Origin of the sequence: Enterococcus sp. OL5 (assembly GCF_006491895.1) — a bacterium.
In the GTDB taxonomy this organism is placed as follows: Bacteria; Bacillota; Bacilli; order Lactobacillales; family Enterococcaceae; genus Enterococcus_D; species Enterococcus_D innesii.
Map to the genome: position 1 here is coordinate 139134 of NZ_VHIL01000003.1, position 16019 is coordinate 155152.

Annotated in this window: 16 protein-coding genes and 1 other annotated feature; of the genes, 4 read left to right on the forward strand and 12 right to left on the reverse strand. The window is 42.0% G+C overall.

Annotation, left to right across the window (positions count from 1 at the left end):
* Window positions 1-88: 88 nt before the first annotated feature.
* Genes FJU10_RS04915 through lacG form a run of 4 tightly spaced genes read right to left on the reverse strand, consistent with a single transcriptional unit; the run spans window position 89 to window position 5164 of the window.
* Complete coding sequence (locus tag FJU10_RS04915; protein ID WP_140965301.1) at window positions 89-1720, reverse strand: arabinogalactan endo-beta-1,4-galactanase; 1632 nt, start codon at window positions 1718-1720, stop codon at window positions 89-91.
* A 15-nt stretch (window positions 1721-1735) separates the two neighbouring features.
* On the reverse strand, window positions 1736-3409 hold the full coding sequence (locus tag FJU10_RS04920) for a PTS lactose transporter subunit IIBC (protein ID WP_140965302.1): 1674 nt from the start codon (window positions 3407-3409) through the stop codon (window positions 1736-1738).
* A gap of 12 nt (window positions 3410-3421) precedes the next feature.
* Window positions 3422-3739 carry a PTS lactose/cellobiose transporter subunit IIA gene (locus FJU10_RS04925; RefSeq protein ID WP_010749967.1) on the reverse strand — a complete coding sequence of 106 codons (318 nt, stop codon included), beginning with the start codon at window positions 3737-3739 and terminating at the stop codon, window positions 3422-3424.
* Between the two features lie 24 nt (window positions 3740-3763).
* Entirely contained in the window at window positions 3764-5164 is a 1401-nt protein-coding gene (gene lacG / locus FJU10_RS04930) for a 6-phospho-beta-galactosidase (RefSeq protein WP_140965303.1), read from the reverse strand.
* Between the two features lie 236 nt (window positions 5165-5400).
* On the opposite strand from lacG, the gene FJU10_RS04935 reads away from it, so the two are divergent.
* From FJU10_RS04935 to FJU10_RS04950, 4 genes are all read left to right on the forward strand, one after another.
* Window positions 5401-6186 (forward strand): DeoR/GlpR family DNA-binding transcription regulator, encoded by a 786-nt coding sequence (locus tag FJU10_RS04935; protein ID WP_140965304.1) that lies wholly within the window; start codon window positions 5401-5403, stop codon window positions 6184-6186.
* Window positions 6187-6188: 2 nt separating this feature from the next.
* Entirely contained in the window at window positions 6189-6881 is a 693-nt protein-coding gene (locus tag FJU10_RS04940; RefSeq protein WP_081117874.1) for an HAD family hydrolase, read from the forward strand.
* A 299-nt stretch (window positions 6882-7180) separates the two neighbouring features.
* Window positions 7181-7666: an RNA polymerase sigma factor gene (locus FJU10_RS04945; RefSeq protein ID WP_140965305.1), complete on the forward strand. Its 486-nt coding sequence runs from the start codon at window positions 7181-7183 to the stop codon at window positions 7664-7666.
* Complete coding sequence (locus FJU10_RS04950; RefSeq protein WP_140965306.1) at window positions 7656-8345, forward strand: hypothetical protein; 690 nt, start codon at window positions 7656-7658, stop codon at window positions 8343-8345. Before FJU10_RS04945 ends, FJU10_RS04950 begins: the two co-directional genes overlap by 11 nt.
* A 56-nt stretch (window positions 8346-8401) precedes the next feature.
* Here FJU10_RS04950 and FJU10_RS04955 read toward each other — a convergent pair whose 3' ends face one another.
* The 8 genes from FJU10_RS04955 to FJU10_RS04990 form a co-directional block, all read right to left on the reverse strand.
* Window positions 8402-9109: a zinc metallopeptidase gene (locus FJU10_RS04955; protein WP_016612795.1), complete on the reverse strand. Its 708-nt coding sequence runs from the start codon at window positions 9107-9109 to the stop codon at window positions 8402-8404.
* 94 nt (window positions 9110-9203) lie between these two features.
* Window positions 9204-9536 (reverse strand): zinc ribbon domain-containing protein YjdM, encoded by a 333-nt coding sequence (locus tag FJU10_RS04960; RefSeq protein ID WP_005228268.1) that lies wholly within the window; start codon window positions 9534-9536, stop codon window positions 9204-9206.
* Window positions 9537-9717: 181 nt separating this feature from the next.
* A complete protein-coding gene (locus FJU10_RS04965) occupies window positions 9718-10377 on the reverse strand; it encodes a methionine ABC transporter permease (RefSeq protein ID WP_081117871.1) in 660 nt (219 codons plus the stop codon).
* A complete protein-coding gene (locus tag FJU10_RS04970; protein ID WP_140965307.1) occupies window positions 10370-11395 on the reverse strand; it encodes a methionine ABC transporter ATP-binding protein in 1026 nt (341 codons plus the stop codon). Before FJU10_RS04970 ends, FJU10_RS04965 begins: the two co-directional genes overlap by 8 nt.
* Window positions 11396-11407: 12 nt before the next feature.
* Window positions 11408-12262 (reverse strand): MetQ/NlpA family ABC transporter substrate-binding protein, encoded by an 855-nt coding sequence (locus FJU10_RS04975; protein ID WP_140965383.1) that lies wholly within the window; start codon window positions 12260-12262, stop codon window positions 11408-11410.
* Window positions 12263-12312: 50 nt separating this feature from the next.
* Window positions 12313-12547 (reverse strand) — a binding site (T-box leader).
* A gap of 93 nt (window positions 12548-12640) precedes the next feature.
* The gene (gene dapF, locus FJU10_RS04980) at window positions 12641-13474 is read right to left on the reverse strand and encodes a diaminopimelate epimerase (protein ID WP_016621701.1); all 834 of its coding nucleotides are present in this window, start codon (window positions 13472-13474) and stop codon (window positions 12641-12643) included.
* A 23-nt stretch (window positions 13475-13497) separates the two neighbouring features.
* Window positions 13498-14814, reverse strand: coding sequence for a diaminopimelate decarboxylase (gene lysA, locus FJU10_RS04985; protein ID WP_010749977.1), 1317 nt, complete (start codon window positions 14812-14814; stop codon window positions 13498-13500).
* Between the two features lie 4 nt (window positions 14815-14818).
* Window positions 14819-15988, reverse strand: a complete 1170-nt coding sequence (locus FJU10_RS04990) for a M20 metallopeptidase family protein (protein ID WP_140965308.1) — start codon at window positions 15986-15988, stop codon at window positions 14819-14821.
* Window positions 15989-16019 lie beyond the last annotated feature (31 nt).

The window sequence follows — 16019 nt, forward strand, 5'->3', positions numbered from 1 at the left end:
AAGACGAGGTGCAGGTTCGATTCCTGCCTTCTACGCTAGTGATGCGGTTGAAAGAGGGCTCTGAGAATCAATGGTAGTAATCCTTAGATTATTGTTTCACCAATGAAACAAAATCAACGTTCGTCCAAGCATTTCCTGAAGCCTTGCTGTAAACCCCGATTTCACAAGCACCTGTTGTAATTGGAATGTCTTTGATTGTAATTTTTGTCCATTCACTTGTTTTAACAACCGCAGTATTTAGTTCCGCTCCACCATAATTTTTGACATATAACTGATTGGTATCAAACTCTCCCCCAGACATTACATAGGCACTTAATGTGTAAGTACCATTGCTTATACCACTAACATTTTGATAAGCTGATGCCTCGTAAGCTTGGTCCTGCCAAAAAGTTAATTTGTAGTCTCCAAAAAAAGTCCCAGCTTCCGTTTTGATCGTACCTTCAGCTGTTCCTTGTTGAAACCACGTTTGCCAATCGGAAGGACTAGTCGTTGGTCCATCGCTCTCGAAACTTGCATTTTTAACCAGATTTGTTTGCGCCCCTGCTTGTTTAAACGCACGCAAGCTTGGCAAGGCGTTTCCAGCAAAATCAAACAGCGCCTGGTTGTCCCATTCGTTTCCCATAGTGGATTGAACACCGAGATAATTCATACCTGCTTGTGTTGCCCAACTCACGTTTCCGTTGTACCAAAGAGGTTCCCAGTAAAAGAAGCCCGCCCCGCGATCATTCGGCACCGCTTGAATACGATCGGCTAGATCCAGCAAATACTCTGCTTGTCCTGTCGGTGTTGGTTCATATCCCCCCGCCGTTGCTTCGGCTTCGCCAAAAGCATTTGGCATAGTATCGGCATTCGCTGTTGTATGCCCATAAGCTGTTTCAACTACGATCACTTCTTTGCCATACCGTTGGCTGATCGTATTCATATTGGTTTGAAGTTCATTCATTGAACCGTGCCAATACGGATAATACGATACTCCAATTAAATCAAATGACACACCCCGACTGGTGATTTCATCAAACCACCAAGTAAATGCTCCTGTATCGCCACCATCAGCTAAGTGGAGCATTACTGGAGTTGTTTTAGGTTGAGTGTCTCGAACAGCTTGGACACCGGACTTCAAAAAAGTAGTCAATCGATCAAACTCACCCCCGTCTTCTCCCCAAGACTTGCCATAAGGCCAGAGCATTCCACTATTCAGTTCATTGCCGATCTGAACCATATCAGGATAAACGTCTAGCTGCTTCATTTCCGACAGAACGTTCTTTGTATAGTCATACAATGCCGTGTTCATTTCTTCAAAGGTCAGATCTTGCCACGCTTTAGGAACATTCTGTTTCCCAGGATCAACCCAAAAATCACTGTAATGGAAATCTAGCAACACTTTGAGTCCAAGATTTTTTGCTCGTTTTGCAAGGGCAACCGTCGTTTCCAGATCATTTGTCCCTGCCCCATAACTTTCTCCGTTACTATTATAAGGATCCTGCCACAAACGCAGTCGCACATAGTTGACACCATTGTTTTTTAGAATCTCTAAGGCATCTTTTGAAATACCATCTTCATAATATTTTGCACCAGATTTTTCCATATCTGACAAAATTGAAATATCTGCTCCGCGAATAAATTCGCTGGCAGATGCTTCAACTGTTTTTGAAACAGCCCCCAAAGTCCCTATCACAGCTGCAAATAAAGCGGCTTTACGCAACCAAGCTCCCTTTTTCATTCATTTGCTCCTCCTTTATTGAAATTGGTTCAGAATAAATTGAACGGCTTTTTCAGGATCTCTCGTTAATCCGATATATTCTGCTCCTTTTGTCGCAACCAACTTGATTCCTAAGCGATCGGTATCTTCTTTGATATCATCATAGTAAGAATTGACTTGCGGTGCTAAGACCACCATATCAAAATCCTGCAGCATTTCGTAATGAGAACCATAAGCACCCGCCATTGCACTGATCGGTGCTTTCGATTCAGATGCGCCTTCTTTTAAAGCATTAGCTAACATCGCACTTGTCCCTGCTCCAGCACAAAGTACCAACACATTGATTTCTTTATTTGCATCGTTGATGACTTGGCTCGCTGCCACAGGTACTTCCTCAGGTATAGCGGCAGAAGTACCTTCCTCGGTTGCGATCACTTCTGCTTTTTGTGCTTCTTGCTCTACTAAGACAGCATCGTATGCTTTACAAAATGGCAGATAGATCAGGAAGTCAACGACGATTAGAACCGCTGCTAAAACAAAGGCTAACACCCCCATGCCCGTTCCTAGAACCAAACCGATTGGTGCCGGAGTTGCCCAAGGTAAAACGTACATAAAACTGTTCATGCCTAGCACATCGACAAAAAACTTAAACAAACAAACGTTTACAACAGGTGTTAATAAAAACGGAATGAAAAAATAGGGATTCAAAATCATAGGTGCTGCAAACAACAATGGTTCATTGACAGCAAAACTTACTGGAATAAAGGAAGCTTTCCCGACTGCCTTCAATTGTTTGGACTTAGCAAAGAGTAGGAAGATAAAAGGAACGACCAATGTTGCCCCAGTTCCTCCCATAGTTCCTACAAAATTCCCTAAACCCACCGTTAGTACTTTAGAAGCTTGTTCACCGGAATTGAACAATTGCAGATTGGTTTCCACATTGGCATAGATAATTGCCGCAATTGCCGGCTCCACAATCGACGGTCCATGAACACCGACAAACCAAAATAGCGCCATCGCTCCCCAGATAATAGCGATTCCTAAATAACCGTCGGCTGCTGTGAATAATGGCTGCAGCACAGTAATGATTGCTTCTGCAAATGAGATTTGGAAAATTTGCCGAATGCCTAAATCAATTAAAACGGCCGCAAATACTGAAAAAGAGAATGGAAAAATATCTCGGAAGGTTTGTGAAATCGTTCCAGGAACTTCTTTAGGCATTTTAATAGTAATGTCTCTCAGTACACAAAACTTATATAAATTAACTGTCAAAAATGCAGCGACAAAGGAAGCCAGTAGTCCTTTTGTCCCCATGTATTCCGTTGAAAATCCACCTTCAATCGGAGAGACACTTAGCAACAGGAAACTTACCACAGAGGCCAGCATCACAGAAGTCGTGTTGATCACTTTGTTTTTCGGTAAGCGGCGATTCATCGAATCAGCCAAGCAGCGAGCAGTGGTTGCTGAAACAAGTAATCCTACAACCCCCATCGAATAATTATAGACTTTCCATAACCAAGTGGAGACAGCTTCAGGCCATTGGTAACCAAAAATTTCAGGAACCGCAGCAATCAAAATGAATATGCTTGAGAATAAAATAGCCGGCATCGCTGTTAAAAAACCGTCACGAACGGCTCCCAGATAACTATTGCGTGAGATTTTTTCAAAAAACGGTTTTCCTTTTTCGATTTGTTTAATGATTCCATCCATAGCGTTCTTCTCCTATCCTTGATTCTGCTTGTACAGTGCAATAAAGTCTTGAATCAGATCCCTCAGCAACAAAGTGGTCATTAAATGATCCTGTCCATGGATAAAAATGAATCCCATCTCCATCTCTTTTCCCGATGCTTCTTCCGCTAAAATTTTCGTTTGCGAATTGTGTGCAAGGGTTAAATTTTCGTCGGCTTCTTTCAGTGCTGAATCAACATGCTCAAAGTTCCCTTGTCTTACTTCTTTCAATAATTTCAATAATGTACTGCGAGCGTCCCCTGAATAAGCAACGATCTCAAAACCAAGCATTTGTAATTCCTCTTTATTCATCTTTTCTTCCTCCGTTATTACTTATTAAATAATCGTTTTAGTTTCACTAACTAATTTGTACCAGTATGCTGACTCTTTCGGGTAACGCTTCTGGGTTTCAAAATCAACATAAAACAAGCCATACCTTTTGTTATACCCATTTGTCCATGAGAAAAGATCCATAAGCGACCACAAAAAATATCCCTTCACATTTACCCCAGCTGTTATCGCCTTGCTTAAGGATTCCAAATAGACTCTCAAATAGTCGATTCTCGGCTGATCCATAATGATGCCATCTTCAAACTGGTCTTTATACCCCATGCCGTTTTCAGTGATATAGATTTTGTTGTAATGCGGGTAATCGCTTTTAATTCGCAGTAACAAATCATAAAGACCTTCTGGATAAATCAGCCAGTCCCAATCCGTTCGAGGAATCCCTTCTTTATAAATGCGTTCTCCGATCCCCTTCACTTTATAAACAGAGGTTCCTTTTTCACCCGTGCCATTATGATGGATCGCGTTTTCTCCATCGTAAGCTCTAACGAAGTGGCATTGGTAGTGATTGATTCCTAAATAGTCATTACGCGTGGAGGCTTTTTTCAATTCAACAAAATCTTCTTCTGGAAAATGATAGCTCGCCTGATTTGCTTCACATATCTCATCAAGAGCATTTAAGGTTTCAGTCGAATAACTGCCTAAATAAGTAGCATCTAATAAGAAACGGATCGATAATGCATCGTCTAAAAAGGCTGCATGCTTGTCTTCTGGCGCGTCTGTTGCCGCATATTTCGTCTCTAATGAGTGAACGACACCGATTTCGCCTGGAAGTTCGTTTTCTTTGAAATAGTTCACTACACGTGCATGGGCAACCATCATATTATGAAGACAGGCGATGATTTTTGTAAAATCGTATTTGATTCCTGGTGGGAAAACGCCTAACAAATATTGATTGGTCGCAACAGGATAGATTTCATTAAAGGTACTCCACACTTTCACTTCTTTGAATTCATGAAAACAAAAAATGGCATAGGAAACGAATGCTTCTATTGTTTCTCGATTCAAAAAATCTCCCTGGTCAAACAAACGTTTAGGGGTATCAAAATGATGCAGTGTCACAAACGGCGTTACGTTTCTTTTCGCACATTCTTCGAACACACGATGATAAAAAGCGATTCCTTCTGGGTTCGGTTCCCCTGTTCCATCAGGAAAAATTCGACTCCATGCAATGGATAATCTTAGCCCATTCACACCAAATCGTTCACACAATTCAATATCCCTTGCATATTGATGATAAAAATCACTTGCCGGATCAGGACTGAATCTACCCTGTTCCTCTAAAAAATCATCCCAAGCAACAGCGCCTTTGCCGCCCTCCTTAGTGGCTCCTTCAACCTGATAGGCTGCTGTGGCTCCACCAAAAATAAAATCTTCTGGTAATTTAAGCATGTACATCTCTCCTCAAATCTATAATCAGTTTCCGCATTTTCTAACTGATTGAATTGTAATCGCATCCAAAACATTTGTCAACAAAAACAAACATAAATAATCACAAAAATCGGAAAATAATGATGGTTTTTATTGAAACAAACATAGAATATGTTTAAAATGTTTGTTTTTGTTCGAATTAGATTGACTGCTAGCCGATTATATGATAGATTATCTTTAAATTAGAGGTGAAGACGATGCTGAAAAAAGAAAGATTGTTTACTATCGTAGAAATGGTCAATAAAAAAGGAATTCTTACTGTTAACGAGATCATCAATCAATTAGATGTTTCTGATATGACCGTTCGCAGAGATTTAGATGAATTAGAAAAATCGGGCAAGCTGCTACGTATCCATGGAGGGGCTCAAAGTCTTTCCTATACTTTAGATCAAGAACTTTCTCACACCGAAAAAGCCACTCTACAGATTCAAGAAAAAAAAGAAATTGCTGCCACAGCAGCCTCATTGATTCACGAGGGGGAAACGATTTTCTTAGGACCAGGTACAACAATCGAACTATTGGCGACACATTTACTGAACAAGAAAATCCGGATCATTACTAATAATTACCCGGTTTTTGATATTCTTGCGCAAGCAGATGGACCGGAAATTTTACTAATTGGCGGCGATTTTCGTAAAAATACCGGTGCATTTGTTGGACCGATTACTAACGACAATTTAAGAAGATTAAAGTTTACAAAAGCATTTATCAGTTCAAACGGGGTACACAACGAAGCCATTTCTACTTATAGTACAGAAGAAGGAGAAGCCCAGCAGATCGCATTAAATAATTCCCGTAAGAAATATCTGCTCGTTGATAACAAAAAGTTCAACCGTGATGATTTTTATGTATTTTATAATTTGCATGACTTCGACCTACTCATTACGGATCGTCAAATATCACCTGAGCTACAAGAGCACTATGCACAATATGTCGATCTGCAAATTGCTGATTCAACCGAAAATACCACTATAGGAGTGTAACTATGAAAGGGATTATTTTTGATTTTAACGGAACAATGTTTTTGGACTCTCATCTACATGAAGCTGCTTGGCTGCACATGATTCATGATCATACAAAAGATGGTTTATCAGATGAGGATATTTTAAAAAATATCCATGGTCGAACGAATACGGAGATTTTAAAACATTTCATTTCAGAACATTTGACTGTCTCTGAGATCGCCGTCTTGTCAGAAGAAAAAGAAAGCTATTATCGTATGCTTTGCTTGCAAAATGAGAACGATCTCCAATTGACAAAGGGGCTTGAAGCGACTCTTGATCAGCTGACTGACCAGCAGATTCCATTAACGATTGCCACGGCTACTGTTAAAGAGAATGTTGCTTTTTATTTTGATACTTTCGATTTAGCACGCTGGTTTGATTGGGATAAGATCGTCTATGACGATGGCTCTTTTCCTGGAAAACCGCAACCGGATATTTTTCTTAAAGCGGCTGGCAAATTGGGCTTAGCTCCTGCTGATTGTCTTGTTATCGAAGATGCTTATTCAGGTTTGCTTGCTGCCAAGCGTGCTGGGATTGGAACAATTATCGCAATTGATCCATTCGGAAAAAATAATGCAGTATTTGAACAGGCACAGCTAAATAAAGATGGAACAATCAAAGATTTTACTGATTTTTGGACAGAGTACCTATCTGTCATATCCGTTAATTCTTAAGCGATTCTATTAAAAACAACTGAGATGCATATCTCCTTTTATAAAAAACTGAAGTGAAATGACACTTGTCTTCATGTCATTTCACTTCAGTTTTTTTCATTTTCGTTTAGTTCTTACTCATTCTGCTAAAAATTTCTAGATTTTCTCCAACCAATCATTGTCATTCTTTTTGTTCTTTGAGAAAATAAGCACAACTCAATCGATTAATTTAACATTTTATCGATTTTTTTCGATTTTTTCAGTTGAAAGATGTCCACTTTTTTTATTTTCAGTTGTTGTATTGTTAAGGAGGGGGAAAAATGCGTTTGGATGCTTACGAACATTATTTACTGCAGTTAACAAATGACTTGGTTCATTACCTGCAGTCCCTCGGCGCTTCACAACAGGATGCCGAAGATATTGCTCAAGAAGCAGTTGTTAAAATCCTTGAAATCGATTCGGTCTTATCCGCAGAAGCGATTCGTCCGTGGCTGTTTCGTGTGGGGATCAATGGTTACTTTACGTTGTATAAACAAACAAAGCGACGGCGAGAAATCGTCAGGCAGTATTTGCCAGTGACTGCTTCTAGTATCAACTGGCAAGAAACTGATGATGATCTTTATGAGGCACTTCAAGAATTACCCGTTTCTACCTCCACCCTTTTGATCATGAAGTATGCAGAAAATTTGAGCTTAAAAGAAATAAGCTTCTTACTGAATCGCTCGGAAGATAGTATCAAAACAGCATTATATCGAGGAAGAAAACAACTGAAAAAACGAATGGAGGAAAAGAAATATGGCTATTAAAGAGCAAGATTTTAAAAAAATCGTGAAAAAAGCTCGGCTAAAAAACACACGTAGGACAATTGTTATTGCTGTACTGTCTTTGTTCGTATTGATTGGTCTACCAGGGGGGCTTTATTTAAACTATTACAATTATGGTCCTTTTCGAGGAGAAAAAATAGCGGGTGTTCCAGATAATCATCTAGTTCAAGTCGAAAATCAAATGGATCTTTCCAGACTGTTATTTGATTTTGGTTCGCAGCTAAAATTTAATACCCAAGCTCAAGCGATGACGGTTTACTTTGATCACTATCACAAAGGGGAGAAAACAACCCACAAGTTGATTGCTTCCTTAATGACAGATACCAAAAGCAATTATAACGGTTATTTAACGATTGGCATTTCTAAAGGGGAAAAAAAGCTGCTCGTAAACTTATCTTCCAATGGCGGAGCATCAGAAACAACGACAGATCTTACGGCATTTCAGTATATTTCTCTTGGAGAAGACAATGATCTTCCCGGGGGAGCAATCTACCACATTGAAGAAGATCCCCTAGAAATCCAAAAAAATGTTGAGATTCCTTTGATTTATATTGCACAAGGTGGCGACCTAAAATTATATGATGTGATGGAAAATAACTTGTCCGAAGAAAATTTAAAAAGCGTTGAAAACGTCTATTACATTTACTTAATAGTAGAATAACGAAAAAAGACCAGTTCAGGATGCCTGAGCTGGTCTTTTTTCTGTCATACTGTCGATTAATTCCGACGGTTGTTATTACCGAATAAAATAATCAAACGTAAGAGCTGCAATAAGGTTGCTACGGCAGCTGCGACATAGGTCAACGCTGCGGCAAAGAGCACTCTTCTCGCTTGTGGCACTTCCTCTTCTGTTAACAAGCCACCATCTGCCAAAATACGGATCGCCCGTTTTGAGGCATCGAACTCGACTGGCAAGGTCACTAATTGGAAAATAAACGCCAATGAGAAAGCCAACAAACCTAAGTTGATCAGAAACGAGCCTCGTAACAGTACCCCGATCAAAATTAACGGGATCGAGATGCTAGTTCCGATATTGGCGATCGGCACGATCGCATGACGCAAACGCAAAGGAAAATAACCTTTGGCATCTTGGACTGCGTGACCACACTCATGGGCTGCAACACCGATTGCTGCTACCGAAGTTGATTGTGCGGTGGATTGTGATAAACTCAGCATTTTGTTGCCAGAATTGTAATTATCCGTCAAATCACCAGCGATCGCTTGCACACCAACATTATTGATTCCTTGGCTCTGCAAGATGTACTGCGCCGCTTTTGTGCCGGTAATATTATTTTTACTTCTGACTTTGTCATATTTGTTAAAGGTACTTTTGACGTACGCTGACGCTGCTAGCGATATCACCATACCGATAATTACGAGAATGAAAGTCGGGTCATAAAAAAAGCCGAACCCGTATCCGCCCATACCATACACGATAAAATTCCCCCTTTTAATCTTTGACCTTATTTTACCATTAAAGTGGTGAAAAAATTATGAAGATGACTGGAAGATTTTGTTTTTAACCTTTTTTTACAAATTCTGATTTTAGTTTCATCGCGCCGAAGCCATCGATCTTGCAATCAATGTTGTGGTCGCCTTCGACTAATTTGATGTTTTTCACTTTCGTTCCTTGTTTGATGGCGCCAGATGCGCCTTTGACTTTCAAGTCTTTGATGACTGTCACTGTATCACCATCTACTAAAATATTGCCATTAGCATCTTTGTATACGGGTGCTTCTTCCGCCGCTTGTTGCTCTTGCCATTCGTTTCCGCATTCAGGACAAACAAACAGCCCGCGATCTTCATAAGCGTATTCAGATTGGCAATTTGGACAGTTAGGAATTTGAGTCATAATGTTGCTCCTTTAAAATATAATTTTCGCTGTAAAAAACAACTCACCATCAGCATACCGAAAAACCACTAGTGGCGCAACCAAAAATCAGTGACCGATAAGCAAAAAAATCGCTTCTGTAGAGTAATAACAGAAGCGATAATTCACGTGTATCCGAAAAGGAACTACACAGAATTCATTTTTATTTCGAGAAATAATTTGCACAAGCATCGCCGATCCACTGGATGAGTTGTACCAAAAGGATCAACAAGAGAATCACCACAATCAAAATCGCCGTTTCATAGCGGTAGTAACCATACTGAATTGCTAAATCACCAATGCCGCCTGCGCCAATCGTTCCCACCATCGCCGAGTAGCCTAAAAGACTGATCAAAGTTAGCACAAATCCGCGAATCAAGGCTGGCAAACTTTCTGGTAAAATCACTTCGCGAATAATTTGCCCCGTCGATGCTCCGGAAGCGACACTAGCTTCAAGGACGCCATAGTCGATTTCGGCAAATGCGGATTCAGCGATTCGGGCGTAAAAAGGAATCGCGGCAATCGATAAGGCAATCGCTCCGCCGGCCGGGGTATAAGGATCACCGATCAGCATCGCTGATAACGGAATCAACGTAATCAATAAGATCAAAAATGGTAGCGAACGGATTGCATTGACGACAAAATCGGCCAGATGATGCAAGAAAACATTTTTATGAAAAAGTTTACTGCCGACTAAAAACAGGACTAATCCAATCAATAAGCCGAAAACTACTCCTATAATTGCTGAAGTTCCCACCATGAAGAATGTTTCCCATAGTGCTTGGGGCAGGTTTGTTTTTAAAATCTCAAGCGTATCAGCCATTTTTCTCACCTATCTTTCTTAGAGAAAAGACGTTCGCAGCTAGGTGTGCTCGGGCTTTTGCTGCTTCTTCGGCGGGGCCAGTCAAATAGATATACAAAATACCGATCACATCTTTTTTGATATACTCAATTTTTCCGTGGATAATATTGATCGACACATCATAGGCTTTGGCTACAGTCGAAATCAGTGGTTCTAACGTATACTCCCCTTGATAGCGCAATTCCAGCAAGTCGCCTTCCGTGAAGGATGCTAGAATCTCCTCGGGAAGCGTCAGATCCAAGTAACGACCTACCAGTTTTTTCGTCATAGGCTGTTTAGGCTGACTGAACAAGCCGTAGGTCGTTTGTTCTTCAACGATCCGACCCTTCTCCATCACTGCCACCCGATCAAAAAACTTGCGGGCAACATCCAATTCATGGGTGATAAAGACGATGGTGATGCCTGTCTGTTCCTTGATTCGGATCAATAATTTCAAAATTTCTTCAGTCGTTTCAACATCTAACGCACTGGTAGCTTCGTCACACAACAAAATCTCAGGTTCATTGGCAATCGCTCGTGCAATGCCGATCCGTTGCTTTTCTCCCCCAGACAAATTATTCGGATACTCGTGAATTTTGTGAGGCAGATCTACCATTTCCAACAGTTCCTTGATCCTCGCTTCTTGCTTTTCTTGCGGATAATGTCCAGCACGCAAAGCAAAGGCTAAATTTTCCTTGATGGTTCGATTATGGATCAGATTGAAATGCTGAAAGATCATCCCGATTTTTTGTCGTACTTCACGCAAGTGTTTGCCTTTAGCTTGCGTGATGTCTTGACCATCAATCAGAATTTGACCGCTAGATGGCACCTGCAGTAGATTCAACGTACGAACCAAAGTACTTTTCCCCGCCCCGCTCAATCCGACGATCCCATATACTTCTCCAGCCTGAACGGAAAAATCAATGGAATCAACTGCTTTTTTGATTTGTTTTTTATGAGTGAAGGCCACTGATACTTGTTTCACTTCTATTTTTGCCATAGGATCCCCTTCTTACTCAGTCCAAAATTTCGGTTGATCAAAGTTGCTGAACGGTGATTCGGCAATCGCTTCTTTAAATGCGTCACTTTCTAATACTTCCGTAACTGCCTTAGCAAAATCACTGTCTTCTTCTTCGGAGGACACCACAAAAACATTTTTATATTCTTCTTTCAATGACTCCAACGCCAAAGCATCTGCAGGATCAAGAGAAGCCGCCCAAGCGAAGTTTCCTGGTACTAAAGCTAAATCGACTGTATCTAACGAACGAGCCAATTGAGCTGCGTCTAATTCTTTAAATGTCAGATTCTTCGGATTTTCTTCGATGTCATTCACTGTTGCTTTCGTTTCGTCGATATTGTCTGCGATGGTGATCAACTCATTGGCAGCTAACAGTTGCAAGGTCCGCGCTAAATTTGAGGCATCATTGGCAATCGAAACAGTCGCCCCGTCTGCTAACTCATCCAAGCTGGACAATTGCTTCGAATAGATGCCCATTCCCAATGTTGGCACTTTTTGTAATGCCGTAAGAGATAACTGGTTATCTGCCGAAAATTTTTCTAGATAGGCCGTATGCTGAAACAAATTGGCATCGATTTGGCCATTCGCCAAGGCATTGTTCGGCTGAATATAATCATTAAACACTTTGGTCGTGAGTTGATACCCTTTTTCTTCCAGTAATGGAGAGATCACCTCTGTCACCATATCCCCATATGGTCCTGGTGCCACTCCAACGACTTTTTCTTCCACTGCATCTACACTGTTTTCACCAGACTGTGTATCCTCTGTGCTGCTAGTATTGCCACAAGCTGCCAATGTAATTAAGACAGCAGCAACTAACCCAACGATTCCCTTTTTCAACTGTTTCATTTTTAGTTCCCCCTTTTTATAATAAAAAAAACGTCCTTTCTCCATCATAGAGAAAGGACGAAACAACCATGTTCGTGGTACCACCTTTAATTCATTGGCACAAGCTGCCAACCTTATCAGTTTATCAACTGCTTTGCTGTATCGGGCAATTCCGCTGCACGCTTGCTTTTGCTCACGTCCAAACGCTCCAAGGCCATCTTCAGTCAAACGGCTGTGCTCTTTCTCACCAATCCGAGCTCTCTGATCCAATCGAAACTGACTTACTCTTCTTATCATCGCGTGTTTTTTAATTTGTGTTTAACTATACGATAGCCTCAAATGAATGTCAATTCTTTTTTTCACGAAAATATCATCTTTTTGCAATAATTTTCACAGTGTTTACAGAGCCAAATTCTCATCTAGAATCAAGCCTTCAGAGACCATAACCGCATCGCCGATCAATTCTAATGCGCCCTGATCAACATCAACTTCTACCGTTAACTCGCCACCTAACACGTGCAGCAAGACATTCGCTGCCGCTTGCTGGTGACGTTTGGTCACGACATACGCAGTGGCACCAGAACCTGTGCCGCACGCATAGGTAAAACCTTCCACCCCTCGTTCATACGTGCGAACGATCAGATCACCCTTGTCATCTTCTTCATAGAAATTGACATTCGCCCCTTTGGGGAAAACCTCCCAATAGCGTATCTCTTTGGCAAGTTCAGCCAGCTGTTCCAACTCAGTTTCTGCCAGACCAGGATAGTGAACCACCGCATGAGGGATTCCTGGATCACCCAATTCCACATAGTCCACGAAAGAAACCATTGGATTCGGGTACGCTTGATCAAATGTAGTCACGGTGGGTGGATTCAAGGTTACTTTGTAGTGTTTTGCCGACAAGCGCCATGCGGGGACATCGCCAGCAACTGTTTCGATGGTCATCTGCTCGCCAGCAATTCCCTTCTCAAAGGCATAACGGGCAATACAGCGAGCGCCGTTGCCGCACATTTCTGCTTCGGTCCCATCAGCATTGTAAAACCGCATCCGAAAATCAGCGGTTCCTGTGGGAAAATCCACTGCCATGACTGCATCCGCGCCAACAGAAAATTTCCGATGGCAAACCTGAGCAGCAAATTGCGACAGTTGTTCATGGGAGAATTTCAATGTGCGGTTATCGATTACGATAAAATCATTTCCTGCACCTTGCATTTTTGTATAAGGAATCGTCATGTTGTCACCTGCTTTTCAAAATTTTACTTGCTGGAAGCTCCCTCTTTTAGAAACGAAGGAACCACTTCATTTTGCAGCATTTGCTCGTAGGACTGGCGTTTAACGGCTAATTCCGCTTGGCCGTTTTCCACAAAGACGACTGCAGGAATCTGTAAATTATTGTAGCTGCTGGCCATCGAATAGCCATAAGCTCCTGTTGCGAACGTAGCAAACAGATCCCCAGTTTCAACGGGCGGTAATGCAAGATCTTTTACTAAGATGTCCGTACTCTCACAAGCTTTGCCAGAAATGGTGATCTTTTGTGTCGCAGCTTCGGAAGCGCGGTTGGCTAAGATACCAGTATAAGTTGCTTGATAAAGACCAGGACGAATATTGTCTGTCATGCCACCGTCAATGCTGGCGTATGTTCTGATTCCCGGCAATGTCTTGATACTGCCGATGGTGTGCAAACTAATGCCTGCTTCTGCGACGATACTGCGACCGGGTTCAATAACGATGGTCGGACGTTCGCTCTGGTGCTGCGCATAAAAGGCGTCGATTTTTTCCATCACAGGATCTAAAAAGTAGCTGTAGGGTTGGCGAATATCTGCATCTGTGTATCGAACGCCAAAGCCGCCGCCAACATTTAGTTCTTTGATCCAATAATCAAAACGTTCATGAATAGTTTGGACAAGGGCCAAAGCCGCATCAACTGCCGCTAGATGTGAGCGATTGTCCGACAATTGACTGCCGACATGAAAATGCAGGCCATAGAAATCCAATTCAGGTGCTTGAATCACTTCTTCCACTAACGGAAATAAGATTTCTTCATCTAAAGGAATCCCGAATTTTGAATCTTTTTGTCCGGTCGAGATAAATTGATGGGTGCTGACCGAAACCTCGGGTGTGATGCGCAACAAAATTTTAGCAACGACTTGCTTTTCTTGACATAACGCGCGGATCAAGCCGACTTCTTGAATGCCATCAACGATGATCCGTCCCACGCCATAATCAAGGGCGGCTGCTAATTCTTCAATGGATTTGTTATTGCCGTTAAACTCGATGTGTTCTGCTGGAAAATCAGCTTGGATCGCTGTATACAGTTCCCCACCGCTAACCACGTCTAATGAAAGTCCTTCTGACTTGATCACTTGCAGCATCGCTGTAGTACAGAAAGCTTTAGCGGCATAGGCTGCCCGTGTCTTGCTGTAGCGCGTCAAAAACTGCGCCTGAATCTTTTGGCATTCTTCGCGAATCTCCGAAACGGAATACACGTAAAGGGGAGTTCCAAAGGTTTTTGCCAGCTCAACGGTATCGCAACCGTCAATGTATAAGTGATTGTTCTTGATTTCTTTTGCCATCGCTTTACTCCTTGTCTGTCGGCTCGTTCAACGCCTCGATCAAACGAACGTAGCATTCGATGCCTTGCAATAGATTTTTTTCGTCAAAATTCATTTTGCTGCTGTGTAAAGGGTGGACATAACCTTTTTCTTCATTTCGGGTACCGACAAAGAAAAAGACGCCGGGGATTTCCTTTTGGTACATCGAAAAATCCTCTGCCAACATATATGGCGGTGTTTCTCGGTAGCTCTCCCCAACCACTTTTTCCAATACTTCCACCATCTCAGGATCATTGTCCACGACACGATAAAGGTGCTCGAATTCGACATCCGCCGTGCAATCATATCCTTTGGCGATTTCTTGTGCGACGGTGGTGATTCTGCGCGTCATCGTTTCATAGACTTCATCTTCAAACGCCCGCATCGTTCCTTTTAAAACGACCTTGCCGGGAATGATATTTTCCGCATCTCCCCCATGGATCTTCCCAAAAGTGATGACCCCAGCAGAAAGCGGGCTGATATTGCGTGAAATGATCGAATGCAATCCTTGAATGATCGCAGCCGCGGCTAAAATGGCATCATGTCCTTGATGAGGCTGGGCACCATGGGCACTCGTGCCGTTGATCGTTAGATTGATCTCGCCGTTACGGGCCATCATCGGACCTTTCCGACTCGCAATGACTCCTTCGGGAAAGTCTGGGAAGACATGCAGCCCCACGATTTTTTCCACGCCAAAATCTCGTAAGATGCCTTCATCGATCATCAATTGAGCGCCACCGGGGCTTTCCTCGGCTGGTTGGAAAATCAAAACGATCGTTCCACGAATCACTTCAGGATGTGTTGCTAAATATTTAGCAAACCCTAGCATCGTTGCCATATGGCCGTCATGACCGCAGGCATGCATTTTCCCTTCATGTTTGGAAACAAAGGAAACACCTGTCTCTTCTTTGATCGGCAGTGCATCGATATCCGTTCGAAAGGCCAGCGTCTTTCCTGGACGATCGCTGCGAAAGACCGCAATCAAGCCGGTTTCAATCACTGGATAGATTTCTTTGATTCCAAAGGATTGCAACTGACGCAGCAAGTATTCCTTTGTTTTGAACTCAGTTAACCCTAATTCAGGGATTGTATGTAATTCACGACGAAAACGAACCACGTCTTCGGTTAATTTTTTGACTGCTTGCGATACTTGCATGTTAAAACACCTTTCTATTCATTCCTTTTAA

Bases quoted from the DNA above. Each gene is read 5' to 3' on its own strand.
- FJU10_RS04915 (WP_140965301.1), bottom strand. From the start codon at position 1,720: ATGAAAAAGGGAGCTTGGTTGCGTAAAGCCGCTTTATTTGCAGCTGTG.
- FJU10_RS04920 (WP_140965302.1), bottom strand. From the start codon at position 3,409: ATGGATGGAATCATTAAACAAATCGAAAAAGGAAAACCGTTTTTTGAA.
- FJU10_RS04925 (WP_010749967.1), bottom strand. From the start codon at position 3,739: ATGAATAAAGAGGAATTACAAATGCTTGGTTTTGAGATCGTTGCTTAT.
- lacG (WP_140965303.1), bottom strand. From the start codon at position 5,164: ATGCTTAAATTACCAGAAGATTTTATTTTTGGTGGAGCCACAGCAGCC.
- FJU10_RS04935 (WP_140965304.1), top strand. From the start codon at position 5,401: ATGCTGAAAAAAGAAAGATTGTTTACTATCGTAGAAATGGTCAATAAA.
- FJU10_RS04940 (WP_081117874.1), top strand. From the start codon at position 6,189: ATGAAAGGGATTATTTTTGATTTTAACGGAACAATGTTTTTGGACTCT.
- FJU10_RS04945 (WP_140965305.1), top strand. From the start codon at position 7,181: ATGCGTTTGGATGCTTACGAACATTATTTACTGCAGTTAACAAATGAC.
- FJU10_RS04950 (WP_140965306.1), top strand. From the start codon at position 7,656: ATGGCTATTAAAGAGCAAGATTTTAAAAAAATCGTGAAAAAAGCTCGG.
- FJU10_RS04955 (WP_016612795.1), bottom strand. From the start codon at position 9,109: ATGGGCGGATACGGGTTCGGCTTTTTTTATGACCCGACTTTCATTCTC.
- FJU10_RS04960 (WP_005228268.1), bottom strand. From the start codon at position 9,536: ATGACTCAAATTCCTAACTGTCCAAATTGCCAATCTGAATACGCTTAT.
- FJU10_RS04965 (WP_081117871.1), bottom strand. From the start codon at position 10,377: ATGGCTGATACGCTTGAGATTTTAAAAACAAACCTGCCCCAAGCACTA.
- FJU10_RS04970 (WP_140965307.1), bottom strand. From the start codon at position 11,395: ATGGCAAAAATAGAAGTGAAACAAGTATCAGTGGCCTTCACTCATAAA.
- FJU10_RS04975 (WP_140965383.1), bottom strand. From the start codon at position 12,262: ATGAAACAGTTGAAAAAGGGAATCGTTGGGTTAGTTGCTGCTGTCTTA.
- dapF (WP_016621701.1), bottom strand. From the start codon at position 13,474: ATGACGATTCCTTATACAAAAATGCAAGGTGCAGGAAATGATTTTATC.
- lysA (WP_010749977.1), bottom strand. From the start codon at position 14,814: ATGGCAAAAGAAATCAAGAACAATCACTTATACATTGACGGTTGCGAT.
- FJU10_RS04990 (WP_140965308.1), bottom strand. From the start codon at position 15,988: ATGCAAGTATCGCAAGCAGTCAAAAAATTAACCGAAGACGTGGTTCGT.